This is a genomic window from Peijinzhouia sedimentorum, from assembly GCF_049340005.1.
Taxonomy (GTDB): domain Bacteria; phylum Bacteroidota; class Bacteroidia; order Cytophagales; family Cyclobacteriaceae; genus CAXBDP01.
Genome location: NZ_JBMPIY010000001.1, coordinates 318315 through 336816 on the forward strand (window position 1 = coordinate 318315; position 18502 = coordinate 336816).

Annotated in this window: 15 protein-coding genes; 4 read left to right on the top strand and 11 right to left on the bottom strand. The window is 38.6% G+C overall.

The annotated features are described in order from the left end of the window. Positions 1–48 precede the first annotated feature (48 nt). Together ACOXY8_RS01460 and ACOXY8_RS01465 are read left to right on the top strand one after the other, a co-directional pair. Positions 49–414, top strand: coding sequence for a four helix bundle protein (locus ACOXY8_RS01460; RefSeq protein WP_458329781.1), 366 nt, complete (start codon positions 49–51; stop codon positions 412–414). A 74-nt stretch (positions 415–488) separates the two neighbouring features. Beyond that, complete coding sequence (locus ACOXY8_RS01465; protein WP_458329782.1) at positions 489–1364, top strand: CPBP family intramembrane glutamic endopeptidase; 876 nt, start codon at positions 489–491, stop codon at positions 1362–1364. A 331-nt stretch (positions 1365–1695) separates the two neighbouring features. Here the strand turns inward: ACOXY8_RS01465 and ACOXY8_RS01470 are convergent, their stop codons facing one another. Further along, positions 1696–2481 (bottom strand): CPBP family intramembrane glutamic endopeptidase, encoded by a 786-nt coding sequence (locus tag ACOXY8_RS01470; protein WP_458329783.1) that lies wholly within the window; start codon positions 2479–2481, stop codon positions 1696–1698. A gap of 430 nt (positions 2482–2911) precedes the next feature. Between ACOXY8_RS01470 and ACOXY8_RS01475 the strand changes: the two genes are divergently transcribed. Continuing rightward, positions 2912–4216, top strand: a complete 1305-nt coding sequence (locus ACOXY8_RS01475; protein WP_458329784.1) for an aminotransferase class V-fold PLP-dependent enzyme — start codon at positions 2912–2914, stop codon at positions 4214–4216. Positions 4217–4272: 56 nt separating this feature from the next. Here ACOXY8_RS01475 and ACOXY8_RS01480 read toward each other — a convergent pair whose 3' ends face one another. From ACOXY8_RS01480 to glpK, 4 genes are read right to left on the bottom strand one after another with little or no spacing between them, the layout of a single operon-like run. Continuing rightward, a complete protein-coding gene (locus tag ACOXY8_RS01480; RefSeq protein WP_458329785.1) occupies positions 4273–5412 on the bottom strand; it encodes a cystathionine gamma-synthase in 1140 nt (379 codons plus the stop codon). 13 nt (positions 5413–5425) lie between these two features. After that, positions 5426–7102 carry a mechanosensitive ion channel family protein gene (locus tag ACOXY8_RS01485; protein ID WP_458329786.1) on the bottom strand — a complete coding sequence of 559 codons (1677 nt, stop codon included), beginning with the start codon at positions 7100–7102 and terminating at the stop codon, positions 5426–5428. A gap of 34 nt (positions 7103–7136) precedes the next feature. Continuing rightward, positions 7137–9893, bottom strand: a complete 2757-nt coding sequence (locus ACOXY8_RS01490; RefSeq protein WP_458329787.1) for a hypothetical protein — start codon at positions 9891–9893, stop codon at positions 7137–7139. A gap of 51 nt (positions 9894–9944) precedes the next feature. Then, positions 9945–11441 (bottom strand): glycerol kinase GlpK, encoded by a 1497-nt coding sequence (glpK, locus tag ACOXY8_RS01495; RefSeq protein ID WP_458329788.1) that lies wholly within the window; start codon positions 11439–11441, stop codon positions 9945–9947. 150 nt (positions 11442–11591) lie between these two features. On the opposite strand from glpK, the gene ACOXY8_RS01500 reads away from it, so the two are divergent. Then, a complete protein-coding gene (locus ACOXY8_RS01500) occupies positions 11592–12425 on the top strand; it encodes an alpha/beta hydrolase (protein ID WP_458329789.1) in 834 nt (277 codons plus the stop codon). A gap of 376 nt (positions 12426–12801) precedes the next feature. Here the strand turns inward: ACOXY8_RS01500 and ACOXY8_RS01505 are convergent, their stop codons facing one another. From ACOXY8_RS01505 to ACOXY8_RS01530, 6 genes are all read right to left on the bottom strand, one after another. Beyond that, the gene (locus tag ACOXY8_RS01505; protein WP_458329790.1) at positions 12802–13830 is read right to left on the bottom strand and encodes a cytochrome-c peroxidase; all 1029 of its coding nucleotides are present in this window, start codon (positions 13828–13830) and stop codon (positions 12802–12804) included. Beyond that, positions 13831–14553: an MbnP family protein gene (locus tag ACOXY8_RS01510; protein WP_458329791.1), complete on the bottom strand. Its 723-nt coding sequence runs from the start codon at positions 14551–14553 to the stop codon at positions 13831–13833. Continuing rightward, the gene (locus ACOXY8_RS01515) at positions 14550–15680 is read right to left on the bottom strand and encodes a cytochrome-c peroxidase (protein ID WP_458329792.1); all 1131 of its coding nucleotides are present in this window, start codon (positions 15678–15680) and stop codon (positions 14550–14552) included. Before ACOXY8_RS01515 ends, ACOXY8_RS01510 begins: the two co-directional genes overlap by 4 nt. Before the next feature lie 183 nt (positions 15681–15863). Further along, positions 15864–17474: an ABC-F family ATP-binding cassette domain-containing protein gene (locus tag ACOXY8_RS01520; RefSeq protein ID WP_458329793.1), complete on the bottom strand. Its 1611-nt coding sequence runs from the start codon at positions 17472–17474 to the stop codon at positions 15864–15866. A gap of 98 nt (positions 17475–17572) precedes the next feature. Further along, the gene (locus ACOXY8_RS01525; RefSeq protein WP_458329794.1) at positions 17573–17953 is read right to left on the bottom strand and encodes a DUF3127 domain-containing protein; all 381 of its coding nucleotides are present in this window, start codon (positions 17951–17953) and stop codon (positions 17573–17575) included. A gap of 7 nt (positions 17954–17960) precedes the next feature. Continuing rightward, positions 17961–18500, bottom strand: coding sequence for a DinB family protein (locus ACOXY8_RS01530; RefSeq protein ID WP_458329795.1), 540 nt, complete (start codon positions 18498–18500; stop codon positions 17961–17963). Between the last annotated feature and the right edge of the window lie 2 nt (positions 18501–18502).

Below are 18502 nucleotides of genomic sequence, written 5' to 3' on the forward strand. Positions count from 1 at the left end.
GGTTATAGGTGATGGGTTATAGGTGATGGGTTTTATTAATTTTGAGGTATGGGTGAAAGGAAAAGTATTTTAAAGGATTGGTCATTTGAGTTTGCATTAGATATTATTGTACTGTACAAGATATTGTCTGAGCAGAAAAGAGAATATGTCTTAAGCAAGCAATTACTCCGTGCAGGGACTTCTGTTGGAGCAAATATTCGTGAGGCTCAAAACGCTCAAAGCAATGCAGATTTTATTCACAAGCTCTACATTTCACAAAAGGAATGCGATGAATCAATTTATTGGCTCGAGCTTCTATTTCATTCCGAATATATTACTGAGGAAGAATTCAAAATTCTAAACAACAAGGCAAATAGTATTCTAAAGATGCTTAGATCCGCTATTCTAACAAGCAAAAAAAAGAATAACCCATAACTCATCACCTATAACCCATAACTCAAATATTCTAAAGAAAAATCAACATCTTTAATTGAAATTAAATTTGAGATATGAATATGGAACCTATTTCAAAACCTGCTTACCCTAACCTCAATCAAAGCTTTGGTATAGTTGGGATTATCATTTTATTGATGGTTGGGCTGAGTCCTATCGCCTTTATGGAAAATATTATAGGTAAAGATGCAGCCAACTTTCTTTATTATGTAGCAATTATGGGTTTGTCATTTTGGATTATCCATAAGAAGCGATTTAATAAAATTGGCGTTAGTAAATTCCAGTTTGCAAAGTTCTCACCCAAAGTTTTGATTCTGTTAATCGTCGCTGTGATTGCCTTGCAGGTTGGAGTTAGTTCGCCAATTATCAACCTGATTCCAATGCCGGATTTTGCAAAGGAAATGTTTAGAGAGCTCTCCGGTCAAAAAGGCATATTCCCATTTCTGATGATTGTGATTGCAGCACCCGTCCTTGAAGAACTGATTTTTAGAGGAATAATTCTGGATGGGCTACTAAAGCGATATTCTTTATTCATTTCTATTCTAGCTTCTAGCCTATTATTTGGTATCGTTCATTTGAATCCTTGGCAATTTGTGAGTGCTATGGTTATTGGCTTTTTGGCAGGTTGGGTTTATTACAAAACAAAGAATTTGGCTCTCCCAATGCTGATCCATTTTGCAAACAATGGCTTTGCTTTCGGCTCTATGTTTTTCCTCGATACAGACAAAATGATGGATCAAAGTCTGGCTGAACAATATGGAGGAATGACAAATTTTTATCTGATTACAGGTGGTGCCATTTTGCTAAGTGTAGGTGCGATCCTGCTTTTAAAGGCAATTTTCCAAAAAGATGCTAAGAAGGAAAAGGTTTTTGTTTCTATTGGGCTTGAAAGGGATATTGTTAGTAGGGATGAATTTGATGGTGCTGAATAGAACGTCTGTTGGTTTGTTTGGTGGGGGAATCTTCATTAATAAAGCAAAAATACAAATCTCACTCCTAAAGGCACTTTTAAAACAGCTGGAAAGACAGACAAAATATCTTTTACAGCAAATGTTGACCTTCTAGTTTCTGTAAGCACTTAATTTCATGAATAATCTTTGAGTCTATTGATACGAGCAAGTTTGCGATTTTAACCTTTTCCTCTAAACAAGCTCCAAAAAACTTACAAATATTCAATTTACTGCAAACCTTGGAGGACAACTTTCCTAAATGACGAGTTCAGCTGAGTTCACCCTTTTTGGAGCTTCCCATTCTCAATTTAATCTAGCTATTTTTCCAAAAAATATTTTTCCTGTTTATGGTCAAGGATTCTCCATTTCTCCTTTTGTATTTAATTGTAAGTACAATAACCAAGATAATGGTGATAATCCTGAAAATATTTGAATAGACGCCTCCTAGGGCATTATCTCCTGCTGCAAAAACCATCCAGATCACGTTCATGAAAAAATGTAATAAGATTGGAATCCAAATATTAAACTTCCACTCTACATACAGCCATGCAAATAAAATCGCTCCTAATAACGTGGTTATAAAAATGCCAAAAATAGTTGCTGGATCAGAGTTTTGATAAAGATGGCTAAGCGCGAAAATTATGGCTCCAAAAAAGATTGACGGAATAAAACCAAAACGAGTGTATCGAAATACTTGTCCAAAAAGAAAGGCTCTAAAATATATTTCTTCAAAAAATGCTGCTGCGACTCCAGATATTAAGAATGTATTCAAAGTCAACTCCCTATTAAGATCAAATACTATCAGATAACCTAAGAGCATAGGACTTGTGCAAATCAAGGATAACTTGATAGCTTTTATAAGGCTTCCATTTAGTCCTAAACTTTTAAAGAACTTTGACTCACGATGCATAAGTATGGTTCCTAGAAAAATTGGAATACCCGAGACTAAATATGCAATATTGTGGCTTATTCCATATTGATGGATGACATCTTCGTGCAACCAAGATCTAAATATTCTAAAATATTGCTCATCAAGGATGTAATAAACACCAAAAGCAATTGCTACAATAAGTGTTATTTTTAATGTGGAGTACTTCATTAGCGTTTAGAGATAGCTGAAAAAGCGATTTGAATAACATTAACTAGATTACTTTTTATATTAAAAGGTTGCATTAAGTTCCAAATGATGATTTCGCTTACTGTAACCACTTTGAAACTATCCAAACTGTGCCATTGAAATCTGAGAATCATAATTTTAGAAAAATTTTCATCAGGTTTTAATTACCTCGAATTGGGCTTCATTAAAAGATAGAATTCGAATAAGTCTTACCGGTATAACTGGAATTCTCAAAGAAGGAAGTGGAAGAACTTGTTCACAAAGCTCCAAAAAAATCAATGGCTAATGATTCACCAAAATATTTAAAAGAAAACCCATCTCCCATAATTTATAACCCCTCACCGACTACCCTTCTTTCAAAAATTTTCCACATCTTTAATCGTGATTTGAGTATTCCACTAAGGCCACAATTATGAACATCCAAGCCAGACGAAATTTCATCAAAACTTTGGGAGGCGCAACGATCGGTGCTTCTATCCTCCCGCTTTCTGGAACCTTTGCCAAAAATATAGAACGAGAAGCTCGCAAATGGCAAAACCTAACTCCAAACGAAATGGCCAGTAATGAAGACTTCTGGTTCGAAATACAGAAAGCCTACGTTCAATCTGCTCATTTTATCAATCTAGAAAATGGCTATATGAGTCCGGCTGCTGAAGAAGTACTCAATGCCCAAATCAAAAATATTAGGCAAATCAACGAAGCACCGGCATTCTATATGCGCCGCAGCAAGTATGATGATATGCTTGAGATTAAGAGAAAACTTGCTACCTTTGCTGGTTGCAGTCCGGAGGAATTACTCATTACCCGCAACACTACCGAATCACTTAATACCATCATTTTAGGTCTTGATTTGCAAAAAGGAGACGAGGCATTGATGACCAACCAAGATTATGGCAGTATGCTTATTCAATTTGCATATCGTGCTCGTAGAGAAGGAATTGTGAATAATGTAATTTCCCTCCCGCTTCTTCCCAAAAACAAAATGGAAGTGGTAAATGCTTTTGAAAAAGCAATAACCCCAAACACAAAAGTGCTTTTGCTAACTCACATGATCAACCTTACGGGACAGCTTTTGCCTGCGAAGGAAATCAGCGAAATGGCACATGAACGAGGTATTCAGGTAATTATTGATGCGGCACATTCATTTGCTCATGTAGAGCATAAAATCCCTGATTTGGGTGGCGATTATTATGCAGCTAGTATGCACAAATGGCTCGGCACGCCACTTGGGCTTGGATTATTGTACATCAAGAAAGACCGCATCCAAAATGTATGGCCGCTATTCGGTGAGACTAACTTTCCAGACAATGATATTCGCAAATTTGAGAGAATAGGTACGATACCAAACTCATCTCATTTGGCCATTGCAAATGCTATCCGTTTTCATGAGGCCATAGGTTCAGCGCGAAAGGAAGCTAGACTTCGCTACTTGAAAAACTACTGGGTAGATAAGGTAAAGGATAATCCAAAAATCATTATTAATACGCCTATGGGAGATGATCAATCATGCGCCATCGCCAATGTGAGAATAGACGGAATGACGCCCGCAGAATTAGCTAAAAAGCTGTATGATGACTATAGGATTTTCACCGTAGCTATAGATATGGATGCCGTTCAAGGTGTGAGGGTAACGCCACATCTTTATACAAGAATCGAAGATGTTGAGAAGTTTGCTTTTGCGCTTAATGATATTGTGAAGAAAAACGCGGGAGGGTAAAAAACCACCCTCAATCAAATGAAGGTGGCTTTCTGTAAAATCAATTTAGATTAGAATCAACCAATCGCTTGTTTCAAATCTTCTATCAAATCCTCAGGATCCTCAATGCCTACGCTAAGTCTAATTAGGCTGTCTTTCAAGCCAGACTTAATACGCTCATCAGCAGGAATGCTCGCATGAGTCATACTTGCTGGATGTCCACAAAGTGACTCTACTCCACCAAGTGATTCTGCCAAAGCAAATAGTTTCAACGACTCTAGAACCTTAATGGCATCTTCTAATACATCACCTTTTAAAGTAAAGCTAATCATGCCTCCAAAGCCGCTCATTTGCGTAGCTGCAACCTTGTGGTTTGGATGATCTTCGAAACCCGGCCAATAAACTTTCTCTACTTTCGGATGAGATTTTAGATAATTAGCAATGGCAATTCCATTACTACAATGTCTGTCCATTCTCAAGTGAAGCGTCTTAATTCCACGTAGTACCAAGAAGCAATCTTGCGGACCAGGAGTAGCTCCACAAGAGTTTTGCAGGAACATTAATCTCTCATGTAATACTTGGTCATTCAACACCAGTGCACCCATTACCACATCGCTATGGCCGGAGATATATTTAGTTACAGAGTGCATCACCAAATCAGCTCCTAAGTCAAGTGGATTTTGTAAGGCTGGAGTCGCAAAAGTATTATCCACTGCAAGTATTGCATTGCTCTTTTTGGCAATTGCTGCAATGGCCTTGATATCAATAATGCTCATCATTGGGTTGGTGGGAGTTTCTACCCAGATAAGACGAGTTTTAGGAGTTATTGCATCTTCCACAGCTTGTAGGTCATTCATTCCCACAAACTTGAATTTGATTCCTAACGGTTGGAATACTTTGGTGAAAATTCTGTAAGTTCCCCCGTATAAATCATTGGTGCTTACCACTTCATCTCCCGGTTGTAAAAGTTTTACTACTGAGTCAATTGCTCCCATTCCAGACGAAAAACAAAGGCCATATTTGCCATTTTCCAAAGCGGCTAAACTCTTTTGCAAAGCATCCCTAGTTGGGTTGTGCGTTCTAGAATATTCGTAACCTTTATGCTGCCCTGGGGAGCTTTGCACATAGGTTGAGGTTTGATAAATAGGAGTCATTATCGCTCCTGTAGCCGGATCCGGTTCTACCCCGGCATGTACTGCTTTGGTTCCAAATTTCATATTTGCGGATTTATTATTTGTCTTTTTTATTCGTTGTCGGTTGTGAACTTTGGTAGAATGATTCTAACCTATTTCTAAGTTCTTTTTTATCATCTGGATAAATCGGTGTTAGTGAATCATGCCCTGGCACCTCTTCCAAATGTAATGTTTGAGTAGGGAATGCAAATCGAACTCCCAAAGTTTCAGCCAATTTCATTATTTCAATTAGCACTTCATGTCTTGCTCTTAATTCCTGTCCCCAATCTGGCACATTGAAAAATATATAGAACATTATATTCAAAGAGTGTGCTCCCAAATCATTGAAGTACACATGAAATGTGTCTTTTCTTGTGTCCGGGTGCTTTTCTACAATTGAGCGTAAACCTTCCACAAATAGCTCCAACAAAGCCGGAGGCGTATCATAAGTAACTGTAATAGTGGTGAAAAATCTTCTATACACTCTCAATCCGTGATTATCCACTACGCTATCTGCCAATTTAGCATTTGGCACATACATAAGCGAATTACGAAAAGTACGGATACGAGTAGATCTGAAACCAACCTCCTCCACGGTGCCATCAATATCGCCACTTGTAATCCAATGCCCAATTTGAAATGGCTTATCTATAAAGATCATTATGGATCCGAAGAAGTTCTTGAGTGTATCCTGAGCAGCTAAAGCTACAGCCAAACCACCAATGGATAAACCCGTAAGAATCGGCCAGATATCTACATTCAAACCCTCCCGCAAAATGATTAAGCCACCAATTATTATCACAAAAAATTTCAACGTCTTTTGTAATAAAGGCACTAATTGATCATCCAATGTACTCTCCGTTTTTAGAGCCATTATTTTCATATATGACCCGAAAACATCTACTAATTTGTAGAATACAACAGTGGCAGCTAATGGCTGAAGAATAGTTAAAGTACGAATAATAAATCTACCTGACTCAAATGGAAGCTGCAAAATGCGCACAAATACTAATGCAAAAGCTATAATAAGAAAGTAAGAAAAAGGCTTGGCTACAGGCAAGAGATACTTTCGGCCAACATCGGTATAACCGTATTTTGCAAGAATTTTGAAAAGGCCAATTTCGATGGCAAAGGTGAAAACCTTATGCAGAATTAGCCCAACAAAAATAATGGCCAATAGCCCAATGAGTTGCCATAAGTATAAACCAAAATACTTGTCTTGTCCAATTTCAGGAATTAATGAAAGTAGCTTATCCGTCCCAAACGGGAAAGTCTCCTTGTGTAATCTGTCCACCTCTCCTATTGTCTGGCTGGAATACAACCACCGATCTCCCACCTTTTCAACAAATATTTCAGAATGCAATGGAACGACCTCGTAAGCAGACCTATTTCTACTACTATCATAGTAATTTGGCTGTCTTGGAATCTGCTCTAAATCAATATAAAAGCCTTTCGCGTTGTAGTATTGAAAAAGCTTAATCGCTAACTCCTCTCCTCTTTCTTGACTGATACCAGAACGCAGAAATGGCTTTGCCGCCAAATCAGGGCGGTAGGTTTCATCTTGCAAATACTTTAGGTGCGTAAATACTGCTCCATACGGGGAAGAAAGATTAATTTCTGGCTCGCTGGATTCCTGTTGATTGTTGGATGGATTCTGATCTATTGCGTTAAGGGCAAACCCACTATTTCCAACAATTATTAATAAAAGGGTAAGTAAATATATAGCTTTCCTCATCAGCATAATTTTGATCCAAAATCAAAATTACATTTTAAGGCTCAAAGGAGAAAACTAAAGCTTGATCTAAATAATTTGTGAACACTCTATAAGTGCCATTTTGTGAAATATAATGTACCAAAATTGAGTGACTACTCTCCAAAGGTCTTTCTTTAATCAGTTTTCCTTCGGATGAATATAGGTATGAGAATTCTTGTACTGGATCATTTACTGCAAACACTTCCTGACCCGGAGCAAAATAATAATACTGAAAAGAAAGTGTTCCTCCCGCTACCAAATTTGTTTGGAATCGCGTTTTGCCATCCTTATCCAAAAATGAAAGCTGATTGAAATCTTGCCTCACAATAGTATATGTTCTCCCTCCTTCATCATTTATCAAATAAAATTTGCTATCTCTATTTGGCTTAATTAATTGCTCGCGTTTGGTAATATTTCCTTGCAAATTGAATTGAATAATCTCACCTTCCTCAGTAATGGTAGTCAATAAGGTATTGGCAGCTGTATTGCCATATTCTATAAAAAACGAACTACCCAATCTACCCTTTATATCTATCGGAAAACCCTGCACCGGCAATCCATCTTTGTCCATCACATGAATAAAACCTCTAGCTTGTGCTGCTATTATATAATCTCTCGTCCTCACACTCAAATGAAAGGGCACTTGAGAAAACAGTCCATTTAGCTGCACTGGTTGCCAGCCTTCCAGATTAGTCATAAACTGATCGTATAGAAATATATTCCCTATTGCATCGGTAATCAGCAAATTATAATTCTTCGAATTGTCGTAATCCAGCACATTCAAACTTTTTACTTGCAACTGCATATTATCAGGTCTATCCGGATATGATCCCACATAATTACCCTGTCTGTCAATTAGATGAATAATGTTGTTTTCAGTAATAAATAAATACTGCGTGTCACCATTCTTGTAAAAATCTATTGGGAAAATATCTGAGATAATCGCAGAGCCAATACTTCTTTTGAGAATAATTTCACCCGATTGACCAATAATAAAAAGGTTGCCGTCCTCCGTTTGCATAAAAGTTTCTAACTGGCCATTCTGCAAATTGCGGATTTGAATTGGGCGGGAGGTAATTTTGGAGCCCAATACAGTTCGTTGGCTTACCGTGTAATTCAGGCTCTTGTTTGAATCATCCAGCGGTTTCACATACTCAAGACTTATCTCAGTTTCGAAATCACCATTGCTATTTCCAAGCTGTACAAAAGCTCTTTCAAAACTCAAGAGGATCGCTTCATTTTGAGTAAAAAACCTCGTCCACGGTTCAGCCATATTCGCCAAGAGGATATTCCAAAGATTTGGGGTGTGCACAAGACTTGTGATGTTAGCTGTACTCAATTGGCTATCCCAACCTCGCTTATTTGTATCCCAAGTGCTGCCTTCTTCAATGTCACGCATCAGCTGTTTTAGCACTTCTATTTCATTGGAAATAAGGAGTTTATTGTCATACTCAGCATAGTAAGATTGTGAAAAACCAGAAAAGGCCTCTCCAAGCCAATAATAGGGCACTTCTGGCACATTAAGTAAGCGAATATCCAAATCACCAAATCGCTCTCGATAAAGGGTGTCTCCACTTAGGCCTTCCACCTGCATTCCAAATCTATCCAATTCCGTCATGGCAGTTTCCACATCAGCCAAATCAACAATTGCCAATTTTGGGCTTCCACTTTTGCTCAATGAATTCAGCCAAATCAATGAAACTTCCGTTCCAGTCCATTTGGCAAAATTGCTCAATGAGGTATTGTATTTATCGGTAATAGCCTGCCTGCCTGCTCTCAAATTTGGATGATGTACCTCCCAATAAGCTTGCAATTTGCTTTGCCAATCTTCGAAATCAGAAAGATAGTAATGTAAGAAATAGCCAGTTTGCTTTGGAATAAGATTTCCTATTGTGATATTACCCTTGCTTTGATTGGAGAAAGTATTGAGAAAGTTTTGCTCAGTTTCAGCTCCTGTTTCGGAAATACCTCTTAACCGTATTCTATTTTCTTCTTGGCTTACTTGAAGGATGGCAGTATTGGCAATTGCTTTATAAGATGCCAACCATTTTTCGGTGCCGGATGCTGAAAAAATCGAAGCAAATTCATCCAGTCTTTTCAGATTGAAATAGAAATTTCCAAAAGGGTTTTGGCTATTGGTGTATTTAAATATTTGTGCATTCGATTGATCGAAGGATTGGCGACTATCCGTATCATCCAGTAGTCGAACCACATCCTCTACCAAGAATGGCGTAAAAGACACGGACAAAAAACCATTTGCAGACAAAAGGGTAAGTATATCGCCGTTTGAAGGATGAGTTACTTCTCTTAAAGTATAGCCTCGATGATTTCGTTCACTTACTTGAAATCCAGCTGCACTATAGCTGTCCAGCACTTTTTGTAAACTTCCATCGCCCAAAGCGGGAGGATACGGGAAGTTAAATAGGAAATCAAATTCATTACGCGATGTTGTATGTAAGCTGGCAAGAAACTTCTTGCCTCTTAGTATTCTATCCAAACTTCCATCTCGGCCAGTGAGCGAATCCATTCGATCTAAATTATCACGAATAGATCCAACAGATGGAATTTCCTCAAGTATTTTCCAAATTTCACCACTTTCCCATTCGTTCCAACTCTTCACCAAATCATCTGTCTCATACACAATTAGTGCATTTTCAGGAATCAGACTCCAGCTGTTATCAATGCTTTTGGGAAAGAGCTTATCCCAAAGGAAAAAGGCGGAGACACCAAGGACTAATAGGATGATAAATACGATGGAAAATTTTCTAATCATGGCTATGGACTGGAAACGTAAAATTAAGAGGATTTCGCATCCAAAGGCTGATTAATCTTCATCTTTTGTCCAAGACATGCTACGTTTCACAGCTTTTTTCCAGCCTTTGTATAGCCTTTCCACTTTATCTTTTTTCATATCAGGTTCAAAGCAAGCATCTACCTCCCGCTTTTCTTGTAATTGCTTTTTAGTCCAAACGCCTGCTTGTAGGCCAGCTAAGTAAACAACTCCCAAAGCTGTGGATTCAATAATCACCGGTCTCTCCACATTTGTTTGCAATACATCAGCTTGAAATTGCATCAGGAAATCATTTGCAGCTGCCCCACCATCTACTTTCAAGGTTTTTAAATTCAAACCAGCATCTTGCTCCATTGCCTCCAATACATCGCGCGTTTGATAAGCCAGCGACTCCAAAGTAGCTCTTACTATATGATCTTTACCGGTATCCCGAGTAAGGCCAAAAATGGCTCCTCTGGCATACATATCCCAATATGGAGCACCTAAACCTGTGAATGCTGGAACCACATACACACCATGCTCTAGACCAACTTTCGAAGCGAAGTATTCAGAATCTGGCGCCGAATCAATAATCCGAAGTCCATCCCGTAGCCATTGTACAGCTGCACCAGCAATAAAAACAGAACCCTCTAATGCATATTCAATTTTGCCATCTAGTCCCCAAGCAATGGTTGTAAGCAAGCCATGATTGGAAACCACACGCTCCTCTCCCGTATTCATTAGCATAAAACATCCCGTTCCATAGGTATTTTTGGCCATTCCAGGTTCGAAACAAACTTGTCCAAATAAGGCTGCTTGCTGGTCTCCTGCTACCGCCAATATTGGAATAGATTCACCCTTGTATTGGAAGCTCCCGAAATCAGCGGCAGATGCTTTTACTTCAGGTAAAATATGCTCTGGAATGCCTAATACATCAAGCATTTTCTCATCCCATTTCAGGTTGTCAATATCGTAAATCATGGTGCGGGAGGCATTGGTGTAATCCGTTGCATGCACTTTCCCTTTAGTCAAATTCCAAATAACCCAAGAGTCGATCGTCCCAAAACAAGCATTTTTGTTGATGACTTGCTCACTCACCTCTGGGATATTATCAATAAGCCATTTCACTTTGGTACCTGAGAAATAGCTGTCTGGAATAAGCCCAGTTTTTGTTTTTATGTAATCAGTCCATCCTTCTTCTTTCAGCCACTCGCAAATTGGTGCGGTGCGTTTATCTTGCCACACAATTGCATGGTGCAAGGCCTCGCCCGTAGTTTTATCCCAAATTACCGTAGTCTCCCTTTGATTCGTAATTCCCACTCCTACAAGATCTTTTGCTGAGAGTTTATTTCGCTGCATCAATTTATCGAATACCTCCCATTGGGTTTCCCATATTTCTGCAGCATCATGCTCAACCCATCCATTTTGCGGAAAATATTGGGTGAATTCACGTTGTTGAATATCAATTACCTTATTTTCCTTGATTGAAAAAAGCAAGGCTCTACTAGATGTAGTTCCTTGATCTAGCGCAATTATGTAGGATTTACTCATTGTTATGATTGGGTCAATTTCAGTTTGATTATTGTTTGATTTTGAACTTTATGCGAATGAACAAAAATTTCGTTATTCATTTTCTCTATTTACCATAGAAAATTCTTAAATTCCAAACCAATTTAAATTAAGGTAGCGAAAAAGCATTAAATGGCAATAAATACATTTTTCCTGCAAAGCCACGATGGATTTACCTTGGAAGGCTTGCGTTGGAGACCTGAAAAAGTCGCTACTAAAGCCTGCGTAGTTTTAATCCACGGATTAGGTGAGCACATTCGCAGATATGCCCATGTTGCTGAGGAGTTCAACAAACATCATATATGCTTTATTGGCCTAGATATGAGAGGCCATGGCCGCAGTGAAGGTAAAAGAGGACATTCGCCAAGCATGCAGTATTTGATGGATGACATCCAGCTTTTGATTAGTCATGTTCAAGACTTATATCCAAATACCCCCATATTCATGTTTGGTCATAGTATAGGTGGCTTACTTACAGCCAAGTTTTTATATACCAAAAAGCCTAAAATTAAAGGTGCAATTATTTCTGCACCTTTGTTGAAATTGGCTTTTGAGCCTCTTAAATGGCAAATTACTTTAGGTAAAATTGCCTCTAAGATTTACCCAGCACTTTCACAGGAAAATGGATTGGATGCTAATTTACTTTCTAGAGACAAGGCTGTTTGCGCTGCTTACTTGGCAGATCCATTAGTGCATTCCAAAATAACGGCAAAGATGTTTACCGAAATGATTGCGGCTGGAGAATTTATTTTGTCTCAAAAATCAGCGCCTGAATGTCCCGTCTTATTATTTCATGGTGAAGCAGATAAAATCACTTCTGCCAAAGCTTCAAAAGAATGGGCAAGTAAGCATCCTAATTCTATTGAATTTGTATCATTAGCCGATACTTACCATGAACCACATAATGATTTAGACAAAATGCGCGTGATTGATATGGTAATTCAATGGGTTAAAAAAATGATCTAGGTGGCGAAACGTTAATGGGTTATGGGTTATGAGTGATGGGTTATGGGTAATGGGTGAAGAATGATGAGTTTTGGGTTGTTAGAAAAAGGTGATGGGTTATGGGTGATGAGTTGGAGTTTGTCTGTTGAAGATTGCAATCCTTGTTTGAAGAAAGGTTGACAGTTACAATAGGTAGGCTGATATTAAGACGACGAGCGTTAGAAGTGATGGCTTGCTCATTGGCCAAATTTGTTGGTTTTAAATTAACTCCGTAGGAGCGAACTGTTTGTAGTAGCAGAATGATAATACAACACCTCGCCCTCAGCTCCATAGAAGCGGCCTATTAATTGGTTATGTGTGATGGGTGAAATTTTATTTACACAAAATTCTAATTAATCTAATTTCCCGGTGGTTTTGCATATTTTGGATTCTTCACAAAATCTTCATCCGTAAGACTCAGCAAAAAGGCTTTTAAAGCAGCTTTCTCTTCATCATCAAAACCGAAGCCTTCAGGTGGAATTCGTTCCGAAAGCGTTGGACTCCATTTGATGTCACCGGCATAAAAATCCAATACTCGATCCAAACTCCGCATGCGACCATCGTGCATATATGGAGCTGTAAATGCAACATTCCTAAGGGATGGAGTTTTGAATGATCCGATGTCCGCAGAGTCGAGACTTATCCGAAATCTGCCCTGAAAGATGCCTTCCTTATCAGCAGAGAAATTAATATTCAGTCCGTTGTTATGATAGCCTAAATCTGTGAATAAAGGTGGTTGATGGCAGGTTTCGCAATGCCGATTGAATAACTCTAAGCCTTTCAATTCTAGCGATGAGAGTTCCTCACCTCCCGCTATATATCGGTCATATTTACTATCCGCAGAAATTATGGTACGCTGAAACTGAGCCAAGGCTCGGACTATTCCAGCAGAGGTAATGGTATCCGTTCCGAAGGCCATTTTAAACATTTTAGGATATTCATTCTCCTCATTCATCTTTTCAATTACGGCTACAATATCCGCTGCCATTTCATCAGGGTGCTGCAAAGGGCCGAAAGCTTGAGATTCTAAATCATTTGCTCCACCATCCCAGAAAAACTCCGTATGCCAAGCCAAATTAAATAATGGTGGAGAATGGCGATCTAGTCGATTGTGAGAAACACCCATGCGAGTTCTGGGCATTCCATCTGTAAATGCGACTTGGGGATTATGACAAGTGGCGCATGACACAGAACCATTTGCAGAAAGAATAGGGTCATAAAAAAGCATTCTTCCTAATTCAATGCCTTGCTCTGTTAAAGGATTTCGCTCTGGAAAAGCGGGAGGTTCAGGGAAATGCGCTGGTGTATCTAAGCTTACAAGCTTGGCAGGGTCATTACTTACTTCGCAGGAGATTATAAATACCAAAAGAAAAACCCATTTCCACATTTACTTAATCTCTTGTAGTTTGAAAAGCCCTTGACCAATATTACTGGCTATATTATCAGCAATTTCACCGCCCATTACCGAATTGTTTATAGCAATATCAATTATTGAATTTCCTTCAAAAGCCTTCAAAATATCTACATTAAAAACCATCGTGCTTTTAGTTCTGCTGTCAATTTGAGTGTCTTGAGGAATTGCAAAGTTAAGATTTTTATAATTATGATTTGAGCCAATATGGTAAACTAATCCCTGGTTTGAAGGCGTTAAACGTCCTTCGAGCAAGAGAAATTTATAGCCGGTATTCCAGTTCCAAGCCATTTCATTTGCTGGATCTAAATCACCAGTTTGGTCAAGGCTTGTATTTTTTTCAGCGTCAATTCCCCATGAAAAATTGAATTTATCATAATCATCCAAAGGCACATTTTGTAATACCAATTCGAATACTCCAGTTCCATTTTCACGGATCAAATGATAGCTATTTGGGATGTCATACTTTGTACCTGTTGCCGAATTCTCAAAAGACAAATTGCTGATATAGTATCTGAAATCTTCAACTGTAAAAGTCTGCCCAGCACTTGTGCTAAACTGTGAAGTGAAGTTCAGAGCTTCACTTCCAACCATATGCTCAAACCGCAAAGTAATATCTGCTCTATCGGGTTTGGTATCTTTATCATCTCCGCAAGAGCTCAGAACGACCAATGATAGTAAGAAAAGTAATTTTTTCATTCCTGAAAGGGATTTGAGAATTTTGGATTGTTTAGGAACTCCTCATCAGTTAACGTATGTAAAAATGCAATAATTGCTGCTTTTTCACTTTCTGTCAAATGTAATTTCACAGGTTCGCCAGCTACAATTGGCTGATTACTTCCCTCCAAAATTAGCACATCTAATGTGCTACTCATTTGTATATGTTCATTGTAATGATATAGGACTTCATCTATGCTTGCAAAACGTCCATCGTGCATATAAGGTGCCCGGACCATAATATTTCTGAGGTTCGGTGTTTTGAATTTTCCTCGGTCTGAGGGATTCCCCGTGACGGTTTGTAATCCTGGTCTTAGATTTTCATCTGTATCCAATCCATTATTGTGAAAACCAGTAAAACCATCCTTGGAACCAGCAGTAGTCAAAGAAAGATGACAATCGCCACAATTGCCTCCGCGAAGACTAATAGCTGGCTCTGGATGGGTGAAAAACAGAATCATTCCCTCCTCTTCTTGTGCAGTCAGTGAAACTTCTTCTCGGAGATACTTATCATACTTTGAGTTACCTGAAATAAGAGTGCGCTGAAATTGCGCCAAGGCTTTTCCGATTCTATCCGGTGTTACGTTTTCTGAACCAAAAGCCTTTTTAAAGTGCTCTTTATAATCTTCAATAGATTGTAATTTACCCACCAGCTCTTGCAAATCCATGCCCATTTCATTTGGGTTTTGTATTGGATGCAATGCCTGTTCTTCTAAACTTGCCACTCTGCCATTCCAGAACATTCTATTTTCCCATAGCACATTCACCAATGACATTGATTTGATATTTGTTTGCCTTCCGTTTATACCTATACTTCGAGCTAATCCATCCACAAAACCCTTATCCTGTTGATGGCAAGTTGAGCAACTTATCGTATTGTCTGCTGATAATCGTGGATCGTAGAAAAGCATTCGACCGAGTGCTACGCCTTCCTCAGTCATGGGATTACTTGAAGGGATGACAAAGTCACCAAAGTAAAAGGGGACATCCAATTCCAATGGTGTTGGCTGTGGTATGGGTTCTTCCTTTTTTGATTTGCTAAAAATGCAAGACTGAAGCGTTGCTGCTCCTAACAATAATATCCCAAAAAGCTTAACTCTGGACTGCATATATGCTAAACCACAAATTGTAAATAATGATTTTGAAGCTAAACATTATTTCAACGAAAAGCTTGCCTTTTCATTGAGTGGGTTAATTAATTCCATCAAATTTTATTTGCGCTACTCAGGGTAAGGCAAAAAAAAGCCTTAGTAAAATTACTAAGGCTCAATTCATATTCTTCTAATGAAATCTTAATAAAGCTTTGCTCTCTGCACTTTAATATCTTCGCTTTCAAGATATTCGTCGTAGGACATCAATTTATCCAACATACCTTTTGGACCAATTTCTACGATTCGATTGGCAACGGTATTTACAAACTCGTGATCTTGACATATAAAAATCACTGTACCTTGATATTCCATCAATCCCTTGTTCAAAGCTTGAATTGACTCCAAATCAAGGTGATTGGTCGGCTCGTCTAGGATAATGAAATTCGGGCTTTCCAGCATTATTTTGGAAAGCATACAACGCATTTTTTCTCCTCCAGAAAGCACTTTGGCCGATTTCAATGATTCCTCACCTGTAAAGAGCATTCTACCCAAAAAGCCTCGTACGTGTGCTTCTTCTTGGTTTGTGGAATATCTACGAAGCCATTCCACCAAATTATCATTAGTATTGAAATAGCTACTATTGTCATTTGGCAAATACGATTTTTGGATCGTTACACCCCATTTGTATTCACCCGCAGATGGTTTTGCTTCATCCATCAAAATTTGGAAAAGGCGAGTTACTGCTAGACTGTTTTTTGAAAGGAAAGCAATCTTATCGCCTTTGTTTACCAATAAGTTAACATTCGAAAAGAGCTTCTCATCATCCGCATTGGCAGCCAAACCTACAACTGACAAAATCTGGTCTCCTGCCTCCCGCTCTTGTTTAAACTGAATGCCCGGATAGCGACGGCTTGAAGGTTCGATATCTTCTACATTCAATTTCTCAAGCATCTTTTTACGAGATGTAGTCTGCTTCGATTTTGCTACGTTAGCACTAAATCTGGCAATAAATTCTTGTAGTTCTTTTCTCTTTTCATCAGCCTTTTTGTTCTGATCAGAACGCTGACGAGCAGCCAATTGACTCGATTCATACCAGAAAGTATAGTTACCAGAGTAGATTTTAATTTTGTTAAAATCCACATCCACCATGTGTGTACAAACTGTATCCAAAAAGTGTCTATCGTGAGAAACTACTATCACTAAGTTTTTGAATTCGGCAAGGAAATTCTCCAGCCAAAGTACAGTTTCAACATCTAAATCGTTGGTAGGTTCATCTAAAAGAAGGATGTCTGGATTACCAAATAATGCTTGCGCCAAAAGCACACGTACTTTTTGGTTACCATTGAGCTCTTTCATGGCCATGTAATGCAGCTCTTCAGAAATACCTAAGCCACTGAGCAAGGCCGCTGCATCACTTTCGGCATTCCATCCTTCCATTTCTGCAAAAGCCATTTCCAAATCTGATGCACGCATTCCGTCTTCTTCCGAAAAATCAGGCTTTGCATATAAAGCATCCTTTTCACTCATGATGTCCCACAATTTCTGGTGACCCATGATAACTGTTTGCAATACAGCCACCTCATCAAATTCGTAGTGATTTTGCTTTAATACTGCCATACGGGCATTAGGTGGAATAACCACTTGTCCAGAAGTTGGGTCGATTTCGCCACTTAAGATCTTTAGAAAGGTAGATTTACCTGCACCATTTGCGCCAATTACACCATAGCAATTGTTTTCAGTAAATTTAAGATTGACGTCATCGAAAAGGACACGCTTACCGAATCGAAGCGAAAGATTTGAAACTGAGATCATTTATTCTGAATTAAGCCGCAAAATTAGTCAATAGACATGAAAAACCCGCTTCTTTCTAGAAAAAGCGGGTGGATGTATTTGTAATATGTCCGTAGCTGCTAGAAAGGCAGATCTTCGTCCATATCTTTTAGAAAATCATCGGAAGAATTTCCATTGCTTACAGCACTTTCGCTTTGGTTACTTGGTGCAGAAGCACTCGAACTAGCAGGTACTAATCTCCAAGCTTGCAAACTATTAAAATATTTGGTTTGCCCTTGAGGATCTACCCACTTACGACCTTTCAAATTGAAATGCACTTCAAGTTCTTGTCCCACTTCGTAGCTATCCAGTAAATCACATTTATCTTGGATTAGCTCAAATTTCACAAATTCAGGATACTGCGGGTTTTCTGCAAACTCAACCACAAATTCTCTTTTTTGGAAACGGTCTGACACTTTTTGTGTGTCACTTTTTTCAATCAACTTTGCTTTAATGTCCATATATAAATTAATCTAAAAACTCTTTTTCTAATTTTCGAAGCTGCCTAAAATGATGCCTCCAATGCATATCACACATGTTGTACCATTGCTGGGCATTTAAAGGCCCAATAATTGGATGCTTGATTTTATAGGTCTTTGTAGCGCCTTCCACTAAAACCCTAAGTGCATCTAATTCCCTCAGTATTTTCTCTAACTGATCTTTTGCTACTGTTTGCTCAATTACTTCGGGCTGTTTGGCATTGAATCCTTGGGGTACTTTTATGTCTATTGGTGGTAAGCTATTGTAAGCGAAAATTTTCTCGCCATCTCCATTCATTTCACCGCCTTCTTGACCATAAGCTTGTGAAGCGCATCCTTTAATCATCCTAGCAAACATTCCATAATGCGCACTAATAAGGTGATCGTACATTTGCGCAAAACTCCAACCTTCATTGGCTGGCTTTGCGTTCCATTTTGCAGAATCAATGGCAGTCAGCTTTTGTATATAGCTTTCTACACTTTCTTTGATTCTAGTCGTGGTAGCATGGGTATTTAGTTCCGGCTTCATGC